Source organism: Shewanella atlantica (assembly GCF_003966265.1).
Lineage (GTDB): Bacteria > Pseudomonadota > Gammaproteobacteria > Enterobacterales > Shewanellaceae > Shewanella > Shewanella atlantica.
On record NZ_RXNV01000002.1, the window covers coordinates 36145 to 58539 of the forward strand.

15 protein-coding genes and 1 pseudogene are annotated in these 22395 nt (G+C 39.9%); 14 read left to right on the forward strand and 2 right to left on the reverse strand.

Features of this window, described 5'->3' with window-relative positions:
- Positions 1 to 26: 26 nt before the first annotated feature.
- The 7 genes from EKG39_RS05475 (at position 27) to EKG39_RS05505 (ending at position 12900) form a co-directional block, all read left to right on the forward strand.
- On the forward strand, positions 27 to 668 hold the full coding sequence (locus EKG39_RS05475) for a DsbA family oxidoreductase (protein WP_126504754.1): 642 nt from the start codon (positions 27 to 29) through the stop codon (positions 666 to 668).
- A 78-nt stretch (positions 669 to 746) separates the two neighbouring features.
- On the forward strand, positions 747 to 1046 hold the full coding sequence (locus tag EKG39_RS05480) for a DUF1330 domain-containing protein (RefSeq protein WP_126504755.1): 300 nt from the start codon (positions 747 to 749) through the stop codon (positions 1044 to 1046).
- A 348-nt stretch (positions 1047 to 1394) separates the two neighbouring features.
- Entirely contained in the window at positions 1395 to 3722 is a 2328-nt protein-coding gene (locus EKG39_RS05485) for an OmcA/MtrC family decaheme c-type cytochrome (RefSeq protein WP_126504756.1), read from the forward strand.
- Positions 3723 to 4040: 318 nt separating this feature from the next.
- Positions 4041 to 5009 carry a LysR family transcriptional regulator gene (locus EKG39_RS05490; protein ID WP_126504757.1) on the forward strand — a complete coding sequence of 323 codons (969 nt, stop codon included), beginning with the start codon at positions 4041 to 4043 and terminating at the stop codon, positions 5007 to 5009.
- A 469-nt stretch (positions 5010 to 5478) separates the two neighbouring features.
- Positions 5479 to 6210: an NYN domain-containing protein gene (locus EKG39_RS05495; protein ID WP_126504758.1), complete on the forward strand. Its 732-nt coding sequence runs from the start codon at positions 5479 to 5481 to the stop codon at positions 6208 to 6210.
- A gap of 244 nt (positions 6211 to 6454) precedes the next feature.
- Positions 6455 to 11521 (forward strand): AAA domain-containing protein, encoded by a 5067-nt coding sequence (locus EKG39_RS05500; protein ID WP_126504759.1) that lies wholly within the window; start codon positions 6455 to 6457, stop codon positions 11519 to 11521.
- Positions 11518 to 12900 (forward strand): hypothetical protein, encoded by a 1383-nt coding sequence (locus tag EKG39_RS05505; RefSeq protein ID WP_148103051.1) that lies wholly within the window; start codon positions 11518 to 11520, stop codon positions 12898 to 12900. The genes EKG39_RS05500 and EKG39_RS05505 overlap by 4 nt, the downstream gene beginning before the upstream one ends.
- Positions 12901 to 13040: 140 nt before the next feature.
- On the opposite strand, the gene EKG39_RS05510 is transcribed toward EKG39_RS05505, so the two are convergent.
- Complete coding sequence (locus tag EKG39_RS05510; RefSeq protein WP_126504761.1) at positions 13041 to 13283, reverse strand: hypothetical protein; 243 nt, start codon at positions 13281 to 13283, stop codon at positions 13041 to 13043.
- Positions 13284 to 13673: 390 nt separating this feature from the next.
- On the opposite strand from EKG39_RS05510, the pseudogene EKG39_RS05515 reads away from it, so the two are divergent.
- From EKG39_RS05515 to EKG39_RS05545, 7 genes and pseudogenes are all read left to right on the forward strand, one after another.
- Positions 13674 to 13874: pseudogene (locus EKG39_RS05515) on the forward strand (OST-HTH/LOTUS domain-containing protein); the annotation flags it as partial.
- Between the two features lie 454 nt (positions 13875 to 14328).
- Entirely contained in the window at positions 14329 to 16143 is a 1815-nt protein-coding gene (locus EKG39_RS05520; RefSeq protein ID WP_126504763.1) for a caspase family protein, read from the forward strand.
- 16 nt (positions 16144 to 16159) lie between these two features.
- The gene (locus EKG39_RS05525) at positions 16160 to 16849 is read left to right on the forward strand and encodes a hypothetical protein (RefSeq protein WP_126504764.1); all 690 of its coding nucleotides are present in this window, start codon (positions 16160 to 16162) and stop codon (positions 16847 to 16849) included.
- A 4-nt stretch (positions 16850 to 16853) separates the two neighbouring features.
- Positions 16854 to 17858, forward strand: coding sequence for an LPP20 family lipoprotein (locus EKG39_RS05530; RefSeq protein WP_126504765.1), 1005 nt, complete (start codon positions 16854 to 16856; stop codon positions 17856 to 17858).
- 2 nt (positions 17859 to 17860) lie between these two features.
- Positions 17861 to 19165 (forward strand): murein transglycosylase domain-containing protein, encoded by a 1305-nt coding sequence (locus EKG39_RS05535; RefSeq protein WP_126504766.1) that lies wholly within the window; start codon positions 17861 to 17863, stop codon positions 19163 to 19165.
- A gap of 11 nt (positions 19166 to 19176) precedes the next feature.
- Positions 19177 to 19620: a hypothetical protein gene (locus EKG39_RS05540; RefSeq protein WP_126504767.1), complete on the forward strand. Its 444-nt coding sequence runs from the start codon at positions 19177 to 19179 to the stop codon at positions 19618 to 19620.
- A 2-nt stretch (positions 19621 to 19622) separates the two neighbouring features.
- A complete protein-coding gene (locus tag EKG39_RS05545) occupies positions 19623 to 20372 on the forward strand; it encodes an ETEC_3214 domain-containing protein (protein WP_126504768.1) in 750 nt (249 codons plus the stop codon).
- 201 nt (positions 20373 to 20573) lie between these two features.
- Here EKG39_RS05545 and EKG39_RS05550 read toward each other — a convergent pair whose 3' ends face one another.
- Positions 20574 to 22142 carry an ankyrin repeat domain-containing protein gene (locus EKG39_RS05550; protein ID WP_126504769.1) on the reverse strand — a complete coding sequence of 523 codons (1569 nt, stop codon included), beginning with the start codon at positions 22140 to 22142 and terminating at the stop codon, positions 20574 to 20576.
- Positions 22143 to 22395: the final 253 nt, after the last annotated feature.

A 22395-nucleotide genomic window follows, 5' to 3' on the forward strand; every position in this document is an offset into this window, starting at 1 on the left:
TGAATTATTTTGAATAGGAAATAGTTATGCAAAAAAAACTTAGAGTGGATTTTTTCCACGATGTGATCTGTGGCTGGTGTTATGTGTTGTCACCTCGCTTGCGCCAACTCGCATCTGAACTGGATTTGGATGTTCATCATCATGCCTTTGCTTTATCCGCATCCAAAGAGGAAATGGTTGCTAAGTTTGGCGGTTCTATGACGCAAGCTAAAAAAATCATTTTAGGTCACTGGGAACAATGTGCACTTGCGGATGATCAAAAGCGTGTCAATGTCGAGGGTATGCGAAAGCAGAGTTTCGAATATCCAACATCCTTACCCGGTTTGCTCGCTTGTAAAGCCGCTAAGATACAGGGAGGTGAACAAAAATATTGGGATTATTTTGATGCCGTACAGCATGCTCACATGAGTGAAAATCGTAACATTGCGGACATGGATGTGCTTGCTGATATTGCTGCTGATTTAGGACTGGATAAAAACACATTTCAACAAGACTATAAGTCTCAAGAAGTGCTGGAAGAGGTCAATCAAGACAGGCAATTGGCTCAACAATTGAGTATACAATCGGTGCCCTCGCTGGTGATAAATGAACAATGGTTAATATCGGGAGCACAACCTTTGGATGAGTTGCGTCAGCAATTAAAACAAATGCAAGAAAGTTATAATTGAAGCTACAATTAACTAAGTCATTAAGGGATTAAAGTCGGTAAGTGTTGTAGGATTATAAATCATAATAGAGAGAAAACTATGAAATGTTATGTGATTACAAATTACAGTGTCGATCAAAACAAATTAGATGAGTATTTAGAGTATACGAAAAAAGCGACAGAGATAACGACTAAGTTTGGGGGACGCTTACTTGTGGCTTCACAAGAAAATCAAGTTGTTGAAGGCCACCCTGAAAATATAATCGCCGTCATTGAGTTTGACTCCAAAGAACAAGCTCAAATGTGGTACACATCAGAGGAGTATACTGCGATTAAGGACTTAAGAACGAAAGTGACTATAGCGGGATGGTTGATTTTTTCTGATGAGTTTAAACTTTAATAAAAAAGCAGGTGACATAGTTAATTTCAGCTCTATTAATAAGTTGAATATCAGATTTTATATTATGCAAACTTATTATCATTTTCTGAGTGTTAAACTACGCCTTTAATTATTTTAAGTTAGTTGGTGTTTGGTTTGTTTGCATGTGTTTTATTTGTCTGATTTGTATTTAAACTCAACGAGTTGATTTCAGTATGTGAGATGAGCAATTTTACATAGTAACATCACGTTAATTACATAAGACATTCTTCGTCACAAGTTTGTAATGAACATGTGTCTGTTTAAACTTGCTGCTTTATTATTTGATTGCTGTAAGTGCAGCTAACAAAATAATAATGGTGTGTAATGATGAATATAAAGAAAATGTCTTTATTAGCGTGGGCAATCGCCGGTTCGCTTAGTCTAAGTGCATGTGGTGGTGACGATGGAACTAATGGAGTTGATGGTGCTGATGGTATTACCGGTCTTCCTGGTACTCCAGGTCTTTCTGCTGGTGATTTTTCTTCTACAGTAGAAAATGCCGCTGATTTAATGATGACTCTTGAACCAGCGGATATTGTCGTAACCGGTTCAGAGCCTTTCAGAGTGAGGTTTTCGGCAAAGGCAAAGAACAGCAAAGGTGAAATGGTTCCCTATCTCGGCTTGGATAAAATCTCGCTTCTTGTGATGAATCAAGCGGAGAATATTACGGATACAGGGGCTCCCTATCTTTGGTACAACCATGCAATGACAAATGACTCTGGTTATTACATGTATTGCACCCTTGACGGTAAAGCGACGGGCTATGGCGGTGCAGAAGTTGAGGCTTGTACGTTAACCGAGGATACAGAAAATCTTGGTACCTATTTCGGCAGTTGGGAACACGACGGCAATGCGCCCATTGTACTTGCCGATGGTGATGCCAATAATCTGCACCGGGTCATTATCCGCTCCTATCATGTGGCCAACGCCCAGGGCGTAGACCTAAGTGCAAGTGGCAATATCATGTCTACGCCATTTGACTTTATTCCTGCAACCGGTGAGTTTGCCACATCTGTTAAGGATACGGTGTCCAATGAAGCCTGTATTCAATGCCACGGTGAATTGGAAGGCTTTACCGAAGATGATTCACGTATAGGCAATATAAAAAGACATCATAATTTTCAAAATGTTGAAAGTTGCGTCGTCTGTCATAATCCTGCACTTGGTGGAGGACAAAATAATCGTGAAAAAGGTTTCAACGCCAACTTCGCGCCCATGGTGCACACCATTCATGCTGGTCATCATATCGAAGGAGACTTAACCGGCCAAGCGAAGGAAAAATTTGGTGAAATAGGCTTCCCAAGCAAGCTTTCTGAGTGTACGACCTGCCACGAAGGAACGACGAGTTGGAATGACAATATCTATGCCGAAGCCTGTGTGGGTTGTCACGTCACCGTAAACTTCGAGACCGGAGAAGGTCACTCTGAGTTTAATCTGGCTCAGGCCGATGATAGCCAGTGTACCTCTTGCCATGGTGTTGACAACTTAAGCCCAATGAAAGCTCATAGCGTAGGTGTTAGCAAGATGGTTTCCCAGTCTGTTGAGGCTGCTTTAAATTCGGTTACTTATACAGAAGGTGTTAGTGATGATTTAACAGTAACGCTGGATGTGAAGTTCAATGGTTTGCCTGTTGTCGATGGATTCGACTTCGGTGACTTTGCCGTATATTCAAGTGTAAATGTCGGTATTGTCGACGCAAATGGCACTGTCACTAAAAAATCCGCTGTTGATTTTGCAGGTGCCAAAGCGGTAGCAGGTAAGATTACGGCAAGCTTGACCGGTGATTTAAATTTTGAAAAACAGAGTATTTACCTGGCTTCTCGTTTATCGCTTTGTGCTGATAAGACTGGTGAGCTGGCTGATTGTGCCAAAGCTGATTTATCTCCTCTTCCCGTTACGATGCAGACTGCTTACTGGAATCTTGCCAAAGCTGATGGTAGCGATGCTAATGTAGCTCGATTCAGTCAAACTAAGCGTATAACGGCAGATGAAGCTAAGTGTAATACCTGTCATGACTCACTGGCCTACGTCGAACATGCCGGTGCCCTTGAGTTTGACCAGTGCATGAATTGCCATAACGAAACTTGGGCAGGCTCTTATCACCCTGATGTAGAACAAAAACAGATCGATGAGGTTGGAAATACTGTAGTCGATACCGACGGTAAGCCAATCTTCGTCGCCGTAGAAGGTCTACATTACTATACTCGTGATCTGTTTGCTGTGGCGCATCGTTTCCATAGCGGTCAATGGGACGACAATAGAGGCTTCCCTCCTGTTCATCGAAATACTGATAACGGGCTCGAAGGCTTCCCAGCTATTGAAACCCAGTGTGCAGCATGCCACAAGGATGGTGTGAAGCTATTTGCCGCCGATGGTGGCCTGACTTCAGGCAAACGTGCACTGGCTGTCACAGACGACAACCCATTCGCTGCCAGAGTCACTGTCGATAAGTTTATCTCGCCTGTGGCGGAGGCCTGTCGTACTTGTCATGCTCACTCGGATGAAGCTGCTTATGCTCACTTCATAAGCAATGGAGCAACCGTGATAGAAGATGGAGCAACTACGGCTAACTTGCCTGTTGAGTCTTGTGCTACCTGTCATGCTGAAGGCAAAACCTATGGCATAGATAAGGTACATGCAGGAGGCGCACACTAAGTGCTAGTAGTAATGAGTTTACCCTGCAAGGACTCATAACTCTTCTGCAATTATTTTGGGGGATCCAAGGTCCCCCTTTTATATTTTTAAATTTATACTCAGAGTCGAAATTGAATGATAACTTTAATTTAATCCGGACGAATAGCAGGTTGGATTACTACGTGAGATTGTTTTTAACGAAGATCAATGAAAGTGAGTACATAATTTACTTAGTCATAAATATTGATTTAACAAAGTGATATCAGAGATTTGATTATTGGCATTGTACTCGCCATATCTATTTCGTAATAAATCAACAGTTCATATTAATGAGAAAAAATGGCAAATTTAAATAAACTGGATTTTTTTGCACTTACTGTTCTGGTTGAACTCTATGAACATAAAAGTGGCCTCGTCGCCGCGAAACGTCTTAATACTAATCAATCAAAAGTTAGTCGAGTATTAGGCTGTTTGCGAAATGAACTTGAGGATGAGCTGTTTATTCGAAATCAATACTGTATGGAGCCGACTAGACGAGCAGAAAAGCTTTACCCGCTTGCCAAAGCTATAGTCACTCAATACCAGCTCCTGCACTCAGAACTAGAGAAGTCCCATAGAGAAAGATATGTTATTCATATTTGCGCTCAGGAACATATGTGCCGATTATTAATGACAAACTTGCAGAGCATTCAGGCTGAACTCGATGTTAATTATGCCTTTAATCTTCAGCCTTGGACACAGAATGCCACTAGGCAGCTGAATCAGTCTCAGTCAGATTACTCGATTTCTGTTAATCCACTATCTACCGACAATACCCTCATCGATGCTATAGGAGATGTACGACACACTTTCATGGTGGCACGTGCAGAACATCCTATCTTCAAAGGCGAACTAAGTTTACAGACACTTACCCAATTTCCCATAGCTGTGTTCAACTACTCTCATGATAATTATAAAGAGCATCCGATAGAGATATTGGCCGAGAAGCATGAGCTGTTACTTAATATAGGGCTTCAGACCTCTTCGGTATCAACCTTATTGGAGCATTTGGAGCATAGCGATAGCATTAGTTTGGTATCTGGATTGCCTATTCTCAGTTGTATAGAAGACCGTGAAGCACTTGAGGTTAGATGTATTGATATTTTTTGGGGAAATCATGTAAACGACTCTAACGATGCTATAGCGTTCAGCTATTACCTTCAGAGTAATAAGGCCGCAGACAGACAACTTACAAAAATACTGCTCTCACATTTGAGCTGTTCCCTTGATGGATTAGAACAAAAATTCAGTTTGTCGAGGCATAGTTAATTTGGCCACTTAACTATTAATCAATTTCATGCTGCTCGTTAAACGATAGGTTAGTGTGGAGCAGTTGCGAGATGAGCGCGTCAGAAAGATTCAAAAGACATGTCATCGACAAGTAAGCAGAGCTTTTATGCGGTATTGGTGAGGGCCTCAAATAAACTGCTTGCCACTATCAACAAGAAGCAGGTCTGCAAAACTTAATTGAGCTCAAGGCAATCGAAGGTTTATTTATAGTAATGCGAACTAGTGGCTATGGAGTGAATACTCTAACTGATTTTTGTCCAGAAATGTGTTGCGATTATGAAATCTAAGCTTTGCCTATAGCTAGTGGGTCTAGCTTTACGCCAACTTAACGGTAACAGTAATTATCATGGTATTGATCTATCTCACTTAAATTTGGTGCCGACATATTTAGCGATGTGGTATTGTCGATGACTTGAGTAGTAGTCAAGTTGTAAAGCAAGGAATGCGAATGAAAGATAAGGAAAAAATTGCTCTTTTTATCGATGCGGATAATGCACCAGCAGCAAAAATAGATGTGATCCTCTCTGAGTTAGCCAAGTATGGTGTCGTGAATATCCGTAGGGCTTACGGTAACTGGAAAAGCCCTAACATCAAACCATGGGAAGATGTTTTGCATGAGTACGCCATACAGCCCATCCAGCAGTTCGATCTCACTAAAGGCAAGAATGCTACAGACATAGCTTTGGTTATCGATGCTATGGATACCCTCTACACTAAAGATGTCGATATCATATGTTTGGTGTCATCTGATTGCGATTTTACTCCCCTAGTAACGAGAGCACTTGCAGATGGAAAATTCTTGATTGGATTTGGTGAGCGTAAGGCACCGACCGCGTTTGTAAATAGCTGTTCACGCTTCTTGTATCTGGATGGATATGAACAGGGTGACGAAGAATTACCTAAGCCTGTTAAAAATATTAAAAGTGATACTAAGCTCATTAACCTTCTAAGGCAGGCTATTGAAGCCGTTGAAGAGGATGATGGCTGGGCGATGCTTGGCCCTATTGGTAAGCATATTTCTAATCAAGCATCTTTTGACCAGCGAAACTACGGCTATAAAAAGCTAAGTGAGCTCTTTGCTGCGATTGATCTGTTTGAGTCTAAAGTGACTCATGGTTCAGTGATTTGGATACGTGACATAAAGAGGGCAAAGCAGCAAGCTAAGAGACTGTCATCATGATAATCATTATGCTCGTTATTGACCACGACATAGTGGCATTAGCCTCAGAGCTCTTGGTTCACCCGATTGAACCAGATTTTATACCTATCGTGTAGTGGTTGTAACTTACGACTAACGATAATAGTTATTAACGTGGTGTTGGTTGTGCTCGTAGTCGCCAATTAATTGTTGATAGCCACAATATTTAGTGGCATTAACATCTAGTTCGGCCATTCTAAGCAATATAAAGGTAACTTGGATAAAAATGGAAGTAAAATACTGGGAAGGCGGGTTAACGCTGCACGAAATCGATGCTATTGAGAAAATGTCTGAGGTTTTTGGTGTTAAGAAGGTTGAACAAAAAAGTGCGGTCGGTAGTAAACCAATAAAGTTTGGTTCATTTGAACAGCTTAAACAGTTAAAGCCAGAAACCAGCTCTCTGTGGCCTTGGAAAGGTTACGCAGGTTTCCGTTTGATTGGCGGCCGTAATAATGAAGGTGAGTTTGATTTAATCATTGTTACCCATTTTAGCGTCATCATTATTGAGCTTAAACATTGGAATGGCGAGTTAACTGCCAATGGTGATCAATGGTATCAAAATGGAGAGCATAGAGGCCGTTCAGCTGTAAGTATTACTCAAGACAAGCAGTACATGCTTCGTGAAAAGTTGAGAAGCTCTGGACGAAAATTCCCTAGCTTTGAGGGGAATAAGTTTAATTCTCCCAGAGTTGATTTTTTTGTTGTACTAACAGGAACTGCCAATGGTAGTAAGCTTCCAGAAAAAGACAGGAAGCATGTACTTAATCTCAATGAATTTTTAGCACTTGCTGATGAAAAAATCTTCGAGGAGATGTTTCTTCCTCCTAATGTACCTAAACGTGCCCTCAACTTACGACTCAATGAAGACTTTGATGTGTTTGATAGCATCTTCAATGATGGGCAAACTAAACCAAAAAGTTTGCTGGTTAATGGTTATGAAGCTGAAGAGAAAATTTATCCTCCAGAAGGTGTTGAATCGGTTTATACAGAATTCCAAGCTAAATCAAAGCAAAGAAAGGATGATAAAGCGCTTTTAAGACGTTGGGATTTTTCTAAATTCAACGACCGTGAGCTGAAAACAACCGAGGGGCGCTATAAGGTTGTTTCTCATGAGAAGGAAGTTCTTACCCATATTCGTCAATATGATGACGAACTCTATAAGTCTTGCCTGACTTCTTTAACTAATATTGATCCTTCTCAAATAACTCAAGAGTTCTATGAGTTATACGAGCTACCTTATGGGCATAGTCGATTCAATGATTATGTGGCTGATCATGCCGACAAATTAAATGATGAACAACGTTTGAGCTTGGTGAAAGTGCTTCTTCATCATTTCTCCTCATTGCATGGGATTAATATCGCGCATCGAGATATTGGCGATCATAGCTTATGGTTGTCGCCCGGCAATAAAGTTGCTCTTTCCAGCTTTATGTCTTCGTACCATCAGCCTGCTGGCACTGTTGGGCCTAGAAGGAAGGCTATTAGTACCGGAGTTATTAGTCCTCCAGAAGACCGGTCAGAAAGTTTAGATCATAGAGCTACTGAGTATCACCGTGATGTGTATGCGCTGGGGGTTCTGTGTTTCCTATTGCTTTCAGGTAAACGTTTATCTATCAAGTCTGTAGAGGCTGCCTTACAGGGTATTGCAGAGAACGCTGAGTGGTACGGAGACGTTCTACGAAAAGCTGTTTCTGATATTCCGTCAGAGCGATTTAATAATGCTGATGCTATGCAGGCGGCTTTGATTGGCGCTCAACCTGCTCAGGAAGCTATTGAGCTGTTTGATGATTCATTATTAGATAAATACCGTAAAAAAATAAATCTTTACAAGGTATATTGTGAAGATGAAGAAATTTCTAGTGATGAGTTGAAAGAGATTTATCGCTCTGATGATCAGTTGGTAAAGATTTGGAATAATGTAAATGCTGGTAATGATCAGGCTGGTGTGTATCAGTGCATGAACTTCTTTGATCAAATAGAGAGGATTGGAGCGGTCTCGCCTGCTTACCTAAGTACTATTAGGGATTATGGCATTACGCATAAGTCTGAACTGTTTCTTGTTCAAGATTATATCGATGGAGAATCTTGGGATGATTGGTCTAAGAAAGATCATCCTATAGATACATGTCTGGCAGCCATTCAGGCCTTAATACGTAATATTGAGCATTTAGAAGGTATTGGCTTGAGCCATGGCGATCTTCATCCGGGTAACTTACTTGTTCAGGAATATGGTGATGACTTACGTGTTGTACTGATCGATATTCCTGACTTCACCGGCTCTAGTGAAACGGCTCGAAATCACAGGTATAGCCCAGAGTATATTGAATCCGCTACGACAAGTGAGCGTGATAATTTTGCAGTTATGCGTATTTCAGCCGAGCTGCTTGCTCTCGACTGGGATAACCTTCAGGCCGAGACTGAATATTCAGTTGTTGCAGAGTCATTGAAGGAAGAGACTAGTGACAGTAATGGCTTCTTGTCTTTGGATCGATTCAAAGCTGCTTTAGTGGAACAGTTTGATCCTGTAGATGATTCGATCAGCAAAGTTAGTGTGAGTTTGAATCGACGTGACTTCGAAGAAGCAGTTACTATTTTGCCTGATAACGGTGAGCTATATGTGTATATAGAAAAATCTCGCCAAAAAGACAACTCTGTTAAAGTTTCATTCTACGGTGTTAATGCTTTTCTGGATGTGTTCTTTAATACAGAAGGCGTGCTGATTGAAAATGCACTAGTTCCTAGGGCGATTGATGGTGTTCCTGGATGGGTCAAGAGTAAAAGTCAGTTGGTACTTAATCTGAGTATAGAAATCCTTACTGGATATAACGACTTATCTGCTTTGGATAATCACTTATTGGAGCAAGATACCTTTTTACCCGATTGTAAAAATATAGCGAATCCAATTGAAGATGATAAGGATATTCACGAAATCAAAAAACTGATGGAGCAAGTCGCTTCACCAGCCCCACAAGATGTAGATGCTAGTACGGATAATTTTATTAGCTCTGGACTTGATTCAATTCCTCGATCAATCGATGAAAAGTTGACCACTAGAAATATCTGGAAGGCTATCATTGAGGCGGAAACTGAAGCATTGCCAAGTATTGAAGTTGGCGATGACCCTCAGCCTGATTTGAAACGAAATGAACTGATTATCCCTTACGATTCTGATTCTGAAATTCTTGATAGCTTTAATCGCGATGACGAGGTCTTTGCCATCAAGAAGGTAGGTGATAGAGAATTCAATCTTGGAAAGATTATTCTTGAAAAATCTACCAGCTCAGAAGTCAGGCTGCCTTTAACCAATAAGAAAGGCCCGGAGCTTGGTGATATTTTGTATCTTAGAACCAAGAAAGATCGGGCATCTTATACTCGTCGTAAAAAAGCGATGGAGAGAGTATTAAATCAGTCTTCTGTAGTGCCTGATATGGTGAGTTATTTTGATCCTCTACAGGACATGAAGCCTGTTCATTTTCATGATGGCCCGACTGATGATCAATTGTCTCGTTATGATAGAGAAGATAAAGATAAAAAAATTAGTTTGAATGAAGCTCAACGCAGTGCATTCCGCATGTTATTCAGTAAGGGGCCTTTATCATTATTACAAGGTCCTCCTGGAACGGGTAAAACAGAATTTATAGCAGCCTTTGTTCACTATTTGTTAGAACAGGACCATGCAAGCCATATTTTATTGGTGAGTCAGTCCCACGAGGCCGTTAATACAGCTGTTGATCGAATTCGATCACATTGTGTTCGCTTTGAAACTCCTATTGATATTGTTAGATTCAGTAATCGTGAATCTTCAGTGTCCGATGGGTTAAAGGATGTATATTCGAGGAATATTATTGAGTCTACTAGGCAATCCTTCATTGCTGAATTGAAAGAACGGATATTACATCTTCAGCCCGCTCTAAGGTTGGATTCAGATTACTTAGAGGCTTTGCTAGGTGTTGAATTTGGCATCAAGAAAAAGATCAAGAACCTGATAAGGCTTCAAAGCGATGCAAAAGACGGAGAGGATGAATCTTATGTCAAGAGTGTTACCCAAACTATTGCATCTCTAGAAAGCCAGTTGAAGAATGAGTTAACAGAGCAATATGATATTTTGAGCTTTGATCTCAGTAATGTGGCGGACAAAGTTGATGAAAAGATCAATCAGCTTTATGGCATTGGTCCTCATGAATATCGCCGAGTGAAAGCTTTGATACAAATCATCGATGATTATAAAGAGCGTTTGGCTACTAACCCTGGAAGTTACGAAGAATTCCTGGCTAGGTCTCGCACGCTTGTTTGTGGCACCTGCGTAGGTATGGGGCTTGGTCATTTGGGCATCAACACAGTGCAGTATGACTGGGTGATTATTGATGAAGCAGCCCGTTCTATATCCTCTGAGCTGGCAATTGCTATGCAGTCTGCCAAGCGAGTTTTACTGGTTGGTGACCACAAGCAGTTACCACCTCTGTACCAAGATGAGCATAAGAATGTGATTCTTCGTAACCTCGGTGTTCCTAAGGTTGAGCCAGCACTGTCTCACGTCTTTATGAGTGATTTTGAAAAGGCTTTTGAGTCTTCTTATGGTCAACATGTTGGCAGTAGTTTATTGACTCAATATCGCATGGCAGAGCCTATTGGTAATTTGGTGTCACATACTTTCTATGATAAGAAGTTGCAAACTGGGGAACGGAATATACCTGATTTTTATCGTAATGGTCCTGAGGCATTAAGATCAACGGTAACGTGGCTGGATACCAGTTCTAGAGGGAAAAAGTCTTATGATAGGCAGGACGGAACAAGTTTAATCAACCCTGAAGAAGTTGATCAAATTATTCATATTCTTAAGGAAGTTGAGCAAGATTTCGACTATTGCCAAAAACTTTCAGATCTAGTCAAAGAAGGTGAGCCCCCTATAGGTGTTATCTGTATGTATGCGGCTCAAAAGCGTGTACTGAGGAAGAAGTTTAATGAAAGTAATTGGAGTGATGGTTTTAAGTCTTTAGTTAAGATTGACACTGTTGATAGCTATCAAGGCAAGGAAAATCGTGTGGTTATTGTTTCTATCACTCGTAATGCCGAAGATAGAAAGCCTCGTTTCTTAAAACAACCGAACCGAATTAACGTGGCAATGTCTCGCTCAATGGACAGGCTTATTGTGGTTGGCTCAATTTCTATGTGGAATAAGGAAAATGCAGAATTGCCTTTAGGCAAAGTGGCATCATTTATACAAGAGCGACAAGGAGAGGATTACAGGATTTTGAAGGCTAGAGATGTTTCTAATAGGAGGGCTGCTAAATGACTAGCCATCACATGAGAACAGTGCAAGAAATCGACATCGCAGTGCCTGTTCAGGCGTTTCGCTTTGAATATATGGTCGTTGGCCGAAGTGAGCTGTCATTCATCAGAGAGTTTGTTCTACGCTTGTTGAAAGTGGGCGAGATGACAGCAGATCAAGTGGCTAAGTTTCTCGGTCTATCAGAAAAAGATATACGGGTAGCAATATCTCAATTGAGCTCTATGAAAGAGGTGGCGATCGGTAATGATGGTCGTTTGAGTTTAACCGCCGAGTCTTTGAAGTACTTTAATGGTGAAGATACAAGGCCTAAAGTACGCTCAACTTTTGAGCGTACTCATACCTTTAAGTTCGACCTATTCAATTTTGATCATATTCATTCTTCTCAAAATACTGGGAACCCGCTTAGGGCCATAAAATTGATACCTGACCCTGCAATTTCCAGTGAGAGTACTTCTCATGCTAAGCAGGCTTTTCTTCGGTCCTATTTGGATGTGTTTGAAAAAGAATTAATAAAGTTTGATGGAATCAATAATTTGCATGATGTTGAGTTGTATAAGCTTAGCGACATCAGAAAGAGTAAAGATCATCATGTCAGAATTACTCTCAGATTCAATCTTGATGTTGAGAGAAATACGATTGAGCGTAGCTGTAAGCATAAGCTCTACGATAGTTTCGCTATTCCTAGTACGGTAAATGAGTATCTTTCTGTGGCTTCCGAGGCTGATAATATTCAAAGTATCGCAAAGGCGATGGATTTATTTGAAGATGGATTCTCTTTAGACTGTTTAATCCCTGATGGTTTTGATGGGACTGGATATGATCTAAAATTGCGTAGTGAGTCTTCTGCGAAGAGCCGGACTGAGCATTTTATTGGCGCATCAACACTCAGTGATAATTGGGAAAAGATATATAAACCTATTAAGTCTTTGGTTGACAAAGCCTCTTCTGGTAAAGGTGATGCACCTCAGGTTATTTGGGTGGCCCCATCTGATAGACATTGGCTTCAATCAGAGACCATGTTTAATCGCATGAGAAGTCTAAATAACTTAGTGAAAGATAAGCATTTTTCACTAATGATTCCTGTCGATGGTACGGATGATCGAGACGGGGTTCGTAATTGGCGTTCTCAATTAGGTGAGCTTAAAGAGCAATCTGAAAAATTCTGCTCAGGGTTTCTTGATGGTGTTGTCGAGCTTATTATTGTGCCGGAACAACTAGCTGTGGTTGTTTACCATCTACAGCGACCAAATGAGGCGATGACTATCCCATTAGGTTTTATAACTGAAGACCGATCCTTGGTTAAAAAAATTAAAGAAAGTTATGAGGCATACTTGGATGGTTATTCTGGGGACTTAGAGAGAAGAATGCTAGGGTGTTTGTAGTTAGAGTTCCCTACCTTAGACACCAACGCAGCTGGGTTGCGTTGGTGTTTTGCCTCTATTTTGGTTGAAAAGCACACAGGGTGATAAGGGTATGCCTGACCTTAACTATAAAAAGCTCTCATTGTAAGAGTCTCGAAAAATTAGTCATCTAATCCATCTAAAAATTTCAATACTTGTGCGCACTTGGAAGATCCCTTACGAGTTCCGTCAGAAACTGCAGATTGGCAAAATCTAACACCTTTAATGAATCCTAACTGCTCACCTTGGGTTAAACCCGCTGCCATACCTTGCTGTTTTCCTTGTTCAAGTCCAACATTATAGCCTGCTGCAAGCCCCTGATTTACTGAGGTTTGAATAAGAGCCTTAATTTCTTCGTTAGTCATGTTCTTAATCCTATTCCTGTGTTTGGAGGCGGCTACCATTTTTTTGTAACCATGATATTAATTTGTCTTGCTCCCACCTAGGACTTCTACCTATTTGTAAGTCAGGTTCTGGGAACGCTAGTGGAGCAAGATTACTAAATATATTAAGCGTATTCGAACTCTCAGTAAGGTTACTCCCTATTCCGGGTTTAACCTTTCTCATTCTTTCTAGAGTGCGTCGACTTATACTCAACATTTCGCAAACATCATCAATGGTTAGATATTTCAATACAACTCCTGCTGCTTTTAGTGTTCTATTTGTGCCCCTAGTCGTATTTAGTCGCACGGAGTCTGGTAAGGTTAGATGAGTAATGAAGTAATTGTCAAGAGAATTATGCACAAAGATGGCTTGTAAAAAAGGATGATGGCTTGGCGATGCTTGGTCTAATCGGGGAACAGATATCTAATCAAGCATCTTTTGACCAGCGAAACTACGGCTATAAAAAGCTAAGCGATCTTTTTACTGCTATCGATCTGTTTAAATCGAAGATGACTCAAGGCTTAGTGATTTGGGTACGCGATATCAAGAGAGCGAAGCAGCAAGCAAAGTGACTATCATCATGAGACTTCATGATAATCATTATGCTCATACTTGACCGTCATATAGTGGCATTAGCCTAATAGCTCTTGGTTCACCCGATTGGGCCTATTTTGCGCCTGTTGTGAAGTGGTTGTAACTTACGGTTAACGTGAAGTTAAGCCAGATTAAGTCGATAAATGTAAAGTTTACCAATGGCTTGCCAACTTAATGATAATAATCATTATAGTTAAGTTGACTCAAAATATATGTGTTTATCCTACGTGAGTGTATATACGGTAAATTTCAACAAGCTTGTTGCTTATGTGCGTGATTTAAGTCTCTTTTTTGCTCGATGTTAAAGAGGGTTGTTGAAGTGTAGGTCGCAATATTGTAACTTCTTGGTGTTGAAGTTACTTTTTCAAGAATGGCCACTAAGATTAGACCAAGGATTTGGTTTGAAAACCAAGCCTCTATCAAGGATTGAATATGAGAGTCAGTGCAGCTGCGCTTTGCGTTATCAGCTTTTTCAGTAGTCAGGCATTCGCCAGTACGGATAAATTCATCTATCAAGATCTCGGTAAGCCCAATATTTGCGGTCAATCATCTGCGACTGTTTGGGATGTTAATGGTGGTGAGCTTATTGTTGATGGGGTACCAGAGGTATATCAAGGCGCATATGTAAAAGAGAAAAATGTCACAAGAGATGTTTCAACTATCGCCATTCTCAACGGTGAAAATCCGGAAGTTGTTAATCAGCTTAGAATGGTGGCTAATCCTGCTTGCGGAACAGAACCTACATTTGAGCGAATTAACCTATTAGCACAATACTATCGCCAGCAGTCAACTAACATTGACCCTTCATTAGTGCCTGCCGAGATATCGCCACCTGATTTACCATTACCGCCAGTGATTGAAAAAGATCAGTTTGAAACCAAAGTACAGTTTCAAGCAAGGGTTAACCTTGCCATGGCAGAAAGAGACAAGTTGATCGCCTCTGCTCAGCAAAAATATCGTTCAGATGTCACCGCTAGAAATAACTTACTTGAAGAATTAACTCGTCGTCAGAGCCATTTAGTCGGCGCCGCAACAGACAATCCTATTTATTTCTATGGCCAGGCTTTCCAAGCGGTTATGGGTAAGCCTGTTTTTACGCCAAAAAGTTATGATGCCGAGCGACAAGTGATGTTTTTCGATTTTAAAGCGGAAACCGCTGATTACAAGCACTCTGTCGCAGTTAATGTACCGCAGCAACAGGCTAAGGCTGTTTTTAATGCTGCCGAGCTTTACGAACCTCAACTTCACTATGAAATGGAAGGGGACTCATTGAAGCTCACTGCTGTATCTTTAAAAGTGGGTGAAGAGACTTTCAAAGGCTCACAGACAGATGAATCTTTTCAAGCTGAGTCGATTTCGGTGGCACTCGTAGATGATAAGAAAATTGACACAGATGGTATTCAATTGAAGCTCCAGAATCCTAATCTAGTCGATAAATTTCAACTTAAAGCCGTAATGCAGCAATCTGAAACAGAGCTAGGTGACGAATTGTTGACTCAATTGAGCTCAGTTGATGCCATTGCGGAAGATAAAACTAAATGGTTGTTCAATATCGCGATTGAAAAATATGACAATACTGACGATGTTATCTATTCAAGACGCAGTGGTGAGGCCGTTAGTTTAGCGGCTAATAAATTACTTGGTGTACCGCAGCGTCATATATATGCCTTGTATGACGAACAAGCCACCAGTGGCGCTATTAAAGATAAATTGAAGCTCATGCTTAGCCATGTAAAGCCTCAAGATACCGTGTACTTTTATTATAATGGGCACGGTATCCCTGCGCTGCCAGATAATGACCCTTATATTTTGCCGCACGATAAAATCCCTGACTTTATAAAAGATGATAGCTATTTCAGACTTAATAACATCTATCAGTTGTTATCAAAATCCAACGCAAAATCTGTGGTGGCCTTCGTCGATAGTTGTTTCAGCGGCGCCACCGATGGGGTATCTGTTATTAAAGGGGTTGCTGCTAGCCGTTTAGTGCCTAAAAAGGTGGGCATAGATGATACGAAAATGGCGGTGTTAACGGCCGGGAGAAATAAAGAGTACTCTAATATGTACGCTGACAAGGGTCATCGCCTATTTAGCTACTACTTGGTACAAGAATGGCTAAATGGTACGCGTCAGTTAACTGAACTTCATAATGTAGTTTCTGGAAAAGTACAAGCTCGTTCATTTGAAATGGGCGATTTAAAACAACAGCATCCAGAAATGTATGGCAATCCAAATATTACACTTTAAATTAAAGGGACTTAACATGAGAATTAAAACTCTATTGGCAACGGCATTATTTTCCACATTCGCAATGGCGGCTAATGTGGACGGCACCAATCTATCGGTGCACATGGAATCGGCGCACTTTTCTGGAGCGGGTAATACTGTCGCGATTTCGCGATTACCTATCACCAACCAAGATACAGGTAAAGTGAGCTATTATGATATTACTGCGCGATTTAGCGTTAATGCCAGCGGCGAGTTAGTATTTGATAAAGTGGCATCTATGTCAGCGGTTTCTTTTGCCAATGCACAAATGTTGATTGCTGGTGATTATATTCAAGAGGGTGGCTGTGAATGGAGTGTCTCTCAACCATCTAAAGATGGTAATGGCTACCTCATTTGGGCTTTAGAGAAAAAGGGTGGTAAAGACTTTAAAGGAAAGACGTGTAACACATATAGTTTTCGTGTCTCAGATGCTCCAGTCGATTTGAATCAAACATTTGGCGGTGCTCAATGGTGTCAATCTGCCGTTAAAGAGCAGAAATTAGATTCAGGTTTAACAGGCGCTCAAGACCAAATTACCTACAGTGGGGGCTTAGCGATGGTGACTCAAAGTGGAGTTTCAATTGGTATAAACCTCGCAAAATGTGATAACAAAACAAATGAAGCTGGTGTTAGATATGGCTCACTTAGAGATTATAGCACTATGAATTTAAGGCCTAAGACCTAAGCAAATGGCACATTTTTTTATTAAAGCTTGTTTAGTAGTAGGCTTAACTTTCATTGTCAATGCTGTTTCAGCAACACCTTTATGGCTTTCAGACCTTCCGTTTGAAGCATGCCAACAAGATGCTTATCTGTGCGGTGTTGGACAGGGTGACACGTTAGCTGAGGCGAAATCTTCAGCTAAGGCTGATATTGCTAAGCAACTGAGCAGTCATGTTGAATCGCAAACTGAAATTAATAGCCATTTACAAGATGGTAAGGTGACTCGAGCCGCGAATACTAAGGTGACTGAATACAGCGAACTTACCTTGACGAGTCCGCTTATTTTATTACAGTCTGAACAGATTGATGGCGTTTGGTCTGTGGCAATTGCTTATGATCGTCGCTCAAGTGAAAGTAAGCTGAATTTGTGGTTAGCGAAGGCGCCTTGTGAGCACGGGAAAAATGTGTTCTTAGCTAAAACTGTATTATTGGCTTCAGGGCTAGAGGCACTGTCATGTCAGCCTAAATTATATTTAACTCAGGCAGGACATCTATGGTCTTTGAGCCATAGTCAGGGCAGTTTTTCGCTAGAACCCAGTGACTATGAGAGCTTATTTTCCAGTATAGATAATCCATTATTAGAGCTATCCGTTAGTGCAAACAGGCTTACTCCCTCTCAGTACTACCATGTCAGTGTTATTAGCGAAGAACAAGGTTATCTTAGTCTTTTTCAGGTGTTGGAATCAGGCCAAGTAAGTGTGTGGTTAGAGAACCAAAAGGTCATCGCCAATAAGAAACTAACCTTCCCAGATTTGAGCCTGTATGAAGGTTTAGCGTCAGAGATCCCAGAAGGAAAGGATCGGACCTTCGATATGAATGTAGCACTTCTATGTAGTAAGCCATTCGATAGCTCTGTGTACGAACAAATATCAGTCCAACATCTTACTGATCAAAGTAGCCGTTTAAATCCGTTACTGAAGATTATGGAGCGGTGTGAATTTGCAACTCAACGTATTAATACAAGGTATTAACTATGAGACTAGCGTTATTGCTATTCGCATCTAGCGTGTTATGTATTGGTTTTTCGGTTCAGGCTGAGAATATTACTCATAAGTGTAATATCAAAGTCAATCAGCAATGCGCAAGTGCGAAAAGTTACTCTGAACAGCATTTTGTTGTAGAGCCTGGTTTTGCCAGCAAAAAGTTTTGCAAACAAGCTTCACAGCGAATTTATACTCTCGAGAAAAATTGTCGATACGACAGTTATGTAACTGCTGCAAATACTGCCATGGCAGACTATAAAGCTAAAGTGTTTGCAGTTTGGGGAGATGAGAAAGTCTCTGATGTGCACTCTTGGGTAAGCTACAGTGACGAGCTAAATCAACGTAGCGAAATAGATTATCAGACTGGCACAATTGAAGTCAGCAGTATTGGTACACATAACCATGCCGATATGCTTAAAATAGCCGAACAAGAGTTAAATCGTGTTTTGACTTTAACAAAGTCAGAAGCTGAAAAAGCAGATCCTTTTGTTAGCGTCATTATAAAAAATACAAGTGAGAAAAGGACTTCGTTAGTTGAAACTCCAGAAAGTAAAGTCAATGAGTTTAAGTTAAACGACTCTATGGCAGCGCCTAAAGGTAGTAATGTTGCTAAGCCTTTGATGGCATCAGTAATGGCTCCAGTAGATATTGATAAGTTAGTTGGTAAAGCTAAAGTTGTACAAGTATCAAAAAGTGAAACGACTAAAAAAGTTGTACCCACTCGAACAGTCATAACCGTTAACTTTCCCAATGACTGGGTCTATAAACGTGCTCAAGAATTGAAACCTTTGTTTGTTTCCACTACGAGAGAGTGGCAAATCGAGCCAGCTTTGGGCTTAGCTATGATGTTCACTGAGAGTAGCTTTAATCCTATGGCTCGTTCGCCAATACCTGCATATGGCCTGATGCAAGTAGTGCCCACCTCGGCTGGCTTAGATGTTAACCACCTTATATTTTCAAAAAAGAAAAGCCCAACTCCAAGGCAACTTTATATAGAGCAAGAAAACCTAAAATTTGGTGGAGGGTATTTAAAGCTTTTAAGAGATCGATACTTTAAGAAGATTCGAGATCCTTTATCGAAAAAGTACTGCATGATAGCAGCTTATAATACAGGACCTGGAAATGTGGCAAAAACATTTACTGGTAGGGTCAGATTACAACCTGCAATTGATGAAATAAACAGGCTGTCACCAGAACAGGTTAAGCAAAGGCTTATTACCAAACTACCCTATGAAGAAACTCGACTATACCTGCAAAAGGTTCTGAAAGAAGAACAACGTTTTTCAAGTATTTAAGGAAAGAATAAATGAAAATTAAAATAATATTGTGTTGTGTTTGTTTCTCACTGCCAGCCCTTGCTGATGGTTACCCTGCTTGGGTAATGAACCCATCAGTGGAAGTAAAAGACGATAAAGTTGCAGCTAGTGCATGTACAGTAACTACAGGCGATCTTTCAATGGATCGAACACTGGCAAGTACAGATGCTCGTGCAGAACTTGTTAAGCAATTTGAGATAGCACTTCAGAATGAATCTGAAATCACTAAAAATAGTGAAGCGGTAGCCTCTAATAAAGCTGGTAAGGTGACCCGTAAGTCTAAAACAACCATTAGCGTTAATGATACAACCGAAGCAATTGCACAAGCGGTGTTAAAGAATAGTAAAATTATTAAAGCTGAGTATCATACAGTCAATGCTCAATCTAACTTTTGTACTTTAGTATCAGTCACTAAATCCTCAATTGGGCAGTAGTTATGATTGAACCTGATGTACATCAGCAACGTTTAGATAAATTTAAAGGTTGGCTACCTTCGTGGTTAGTCACTTTCACACTCTTGTTTATTGCATTAGGGCAGTTTAGTGATTCTATTGAGTTAATTTCTCAAGCTAAAGAAGCAATAGTTAAAAACTTCACCTACGAGCCTTATTATAAGAAAATTAAGGGTGTTCATGTAAATAGTACATACTCACACATTCAAAAGTTACTTGGCGCAGCACCAATTTCAAAACAATTAGATGAAGATATTTCTATAGATTTTTATATTGAAAAAAGTCATGTGATAGGTATCGCTCATGATGAGAAGCGGGTTAAAGGATTCTATGTTCAAGCTTTAGTTGATGACTTTTCACCAACATTTATGATTCCAAGTCAAATTGAACTTCGTTTGGGTGAGAATGATTTTTCAGTGATGGGTGAGCAGATATCGCTGTTCAGTTTAGATTCATCTAGAAATCAAAACTTTTATGTTGAGTCCTTCGACCTCGGTCAATCTGGTCTGTCTTTTTCATTTATTCAGGCTTACTCCGGTAATCAAGCTGAAAATGTAGATATGATAAAAGACCTATATGATAAAGAGTTATTAGGGGAAGATAGTCAGGAAGCACTGAGTTTACTAAGAGGTAAGGTTAAACCTAATATCTATGGTTTTGGAAAGCTAAGCTTATCAAATATAAACTTGGTTTTTCTTACTGAAAGTGAGTTAAAGGTATTTGCGAGTGAATAACTTATGATATAAGCATCGTAAGTTTAATTTGGACAGCCTCGAGTATTATTTTACACCTCACCTGAATTTGAGCAGGTTCACCTAACTTCCTTTGTTAGATGAACCAGTTTTATGTTGTCGACCAGAAACTTTTGTAAAATAACTTAATACCACAAGGTCATGTCATGTCATGTCAAGTGAGTGGGCTAAGGTGTTTTTATTTTATAGTTTTTGTATGTGTCTTATGTATTTGTTTATTTCTTCTGTTTTTTTGTCTTTGTTCGTAAAGTTGAGTGATGCCATAGACTTTATTGCTGCTTGGTAACTTTTTATCGCTAACTTTTTACTTTGTTGAGATGTTTGATTATTGCTAGGTTTGATTTCTTTGGCAATTTTAAACATAGGGTTGGTTTTTGCATTAGTGACTATGTTCTCTCCATAAAGATTAAAGCCTTGGCCAATATATGTAATTGCCCTTAATAAGCTAATAGTAAAAGCAACTCCTTCACTATCACCCTTGTGAAAATTAGCCGATATCGCTTCTTGAATAAAGTTGAAGGATTTGTGCTCAATCGCTAAGGCAAGTGGAGTATAACCTGATTTAGATTTTGCTTGGCTATCAAACCCAAACTTTATTAATGGAATAATAAGGTCATTTCGATCAAAAATTGCTGCAACATGTAACGCAGTATATTCTCCACGATCTAAGTTGTCTCGTGCTTGTTCTGCTTTTAGAAAGCTAATTAACGAAATATTATAGCTATGAGATAGGTCAAACATACCTGAAGGATTGGGGCCAGCGATTTCATTTGGGTATAATTTATGCCTGCCATTTATCCAGTTTTCCATATACAATCGACTGTAGTTTGTTTTTTGATCTGCATCAAACTCAAAGATATTAAGCATGCGAATAAAACGTTGGCTATCTAAACCTACCCCAACTAGACAGGTCGCAACATCCAGATTGTTTGAGATATAAAAAAATCTCAATTGCTTTTTATTGAGATGATCTTGTGGACCTAGTGTTTGACTGATACCCAAACAGTCTGGATAGTTTGATATAGGCATGCCTATATCAAACCCTATATTTTTAAAAAGCCTCATGGCACCTTCGACTTTATCGTTTGGTAACTTAAACATGCTCTCGATGAAGCCTGTTTGACTAAAGTCGCTAACACCATACTCTGAAATAAGCTTTTCATGAGCAGTTCTATTTGTATTCTTAGTGATTGTGTTCAACTTATCATTTTGCTTTTTATCGTTTATAAGTAATAATTCAGTATTGTTTTTAATGCGATTCAAAATGGCATTTAATTCATCATTAGCTATAGTGGTTAGTTGTTTTTTATGTAAGTTGAATTTTGATTTTGGCATTTTGACTTTAGCCCACATTAAACAGTTTTCTTTATCTGAATAATATTTATCAATCTGTGCATTTGACAAGTATAGGCTGCTTTTAGTTTTTATTGTTGCATGCATATCAGACTGGATTTGAATGATGTTATTAGTGTTTATGCTTTTCTTGTTGATAAGAACTTCAGAAGTTACCTGTACAGCAAGGCCATTAGCGAGATCACCCCTGGCATCATCACTAGCCTGTTTACGGGTTTTTGAAAAAGGCATACTGGCACCTTCTGTAACACCATATCCATAATAGTATTGTTCATCTTCTGCGACTGGAGTGTCGACCCAAGTCGGTTTGCTTTTGTCTTTAGGTAGAGGGCAAGTCTGTGCATGAACTACATTAGATATTATCAATAGAAATATCAGGGTAGCAATTTTCATTCTCATTTAACAATCCTTTGTACAGGGTAATTTGCTTATTGTTTTTTACTGTGATTGCCATTCGTTATCAAAGTACGGTTGTCACTAACTTATCAATAATCGTCATAAATATATTACATCTTAAGGAAGCTATAAAGAGAATCCTGTGTTATTTCAATTGGGCTGTATGAATATGTATAGCAACCCCCTGTATTAATGACCGAGTGATTTCTTTGGTACTTTATGCTGAGCTGGTAAACGACCTGCACTCACGTTAGTA

Coding starts and splice junctions, on each gene's coding strand:
- EKG39_RS05475 (WP_126504754.1), top strand. CDS start 27: ATGCAAAAAAAACTTAGAGTGGATTTTTTCCACGATGTGATCTGTGGC.
- EKG39_RS05480 (WP_126504755.1), top strand. CDS start 747: ATGAAATGTTATGTGATTACAAATTACAGTGTCGATCAAAACAAATTA.
- EKG39_RS05485 (WP_126504756.1), top strand. CDS start 1,395: ATGAATATAAAGAAAATGTCTTTATTAGCGTGGGCAATCGCCGGTTCG.
- EKG39_RS05490 (WP_126504757.1), top strand. CDS start 4,041: ATGGCAAATTTAAATAAACTGGATTTTTTTGCACTTACTGTTCTGGTT.
- EKG39_RS05495 (WP_126504758.1), top strand. CDS start 5,479: ATGAAAGATAAGGAAAAAATTGCTCTTTTTATCGATGCGGATAATGCA.
- EKG39_RS05500 (WP_126504759.1), top strand. CDS start 6,455: ATGGAAGTAAAATACTGGGAAGGCGGGTTAACGCTGCACGAAATCGAT.
- EKG39_RS05505 (WP_148103051.1), top strand. CDS start 11,518: ATGACTAGCCATCACATGAGAACAGTGCAAGAAATCGACATCGCAGTG.
- EKG39_RS05510 (WP_126504761.1), bottom strand. CDS start 13,283: ATGACTAACGAAGAAATTAAGGCTCTTATTCAAACCTCAGTAAATCAG.
- EKG39_RS05520 (WP_126504763.1), top strand. CDS start 14,329: ATGAGAGTCAGTGCAGCTGCGCTTTGCGTTATCAGCTTTTTCAGTAGT.
- EKG39_RS05525 (WP_126504764.1), top strand. CDS start 16,160: ATGAGAATTAAAACTCTATTGGCAACGGCATTATTTTCCACATTCGCA.
- EKG39_RS05530 (WP_126504765.1), top strand. CDS start 16,854: ATGGCACATTTTTTTATTAAAGCTTGTTTAGTAGTAGGCTTAACTTTC.
- EKG39_RS05535 (WP_126504766.1), top strand. CDS start 17,861: ATGAGACTAGCGTTATTGCTATTCGCATCTAGCGTGTTATGTATTGGT.
- EKG39_RS05540 (WP_126504767.1), top strand. CDS start 19,177: ATGAAAATTAAAATAATATTGTGTTGTGTTTGTTTCTCACTGCCAGCC.
- EKG39_RS05545 (WP_126504768.1), top strand. CDS start 19,623: ATGATTGAACCTGATGTACATCAGCAACGTTTAGATAAATTTAAAGGT.
- EKG39_RS05550 (WP_126504769.1), bottom strand. CDS start 22,142: ATGAGAATGAAAATTGCTACCCTGATATTTCTATTGATAATATCTAAT.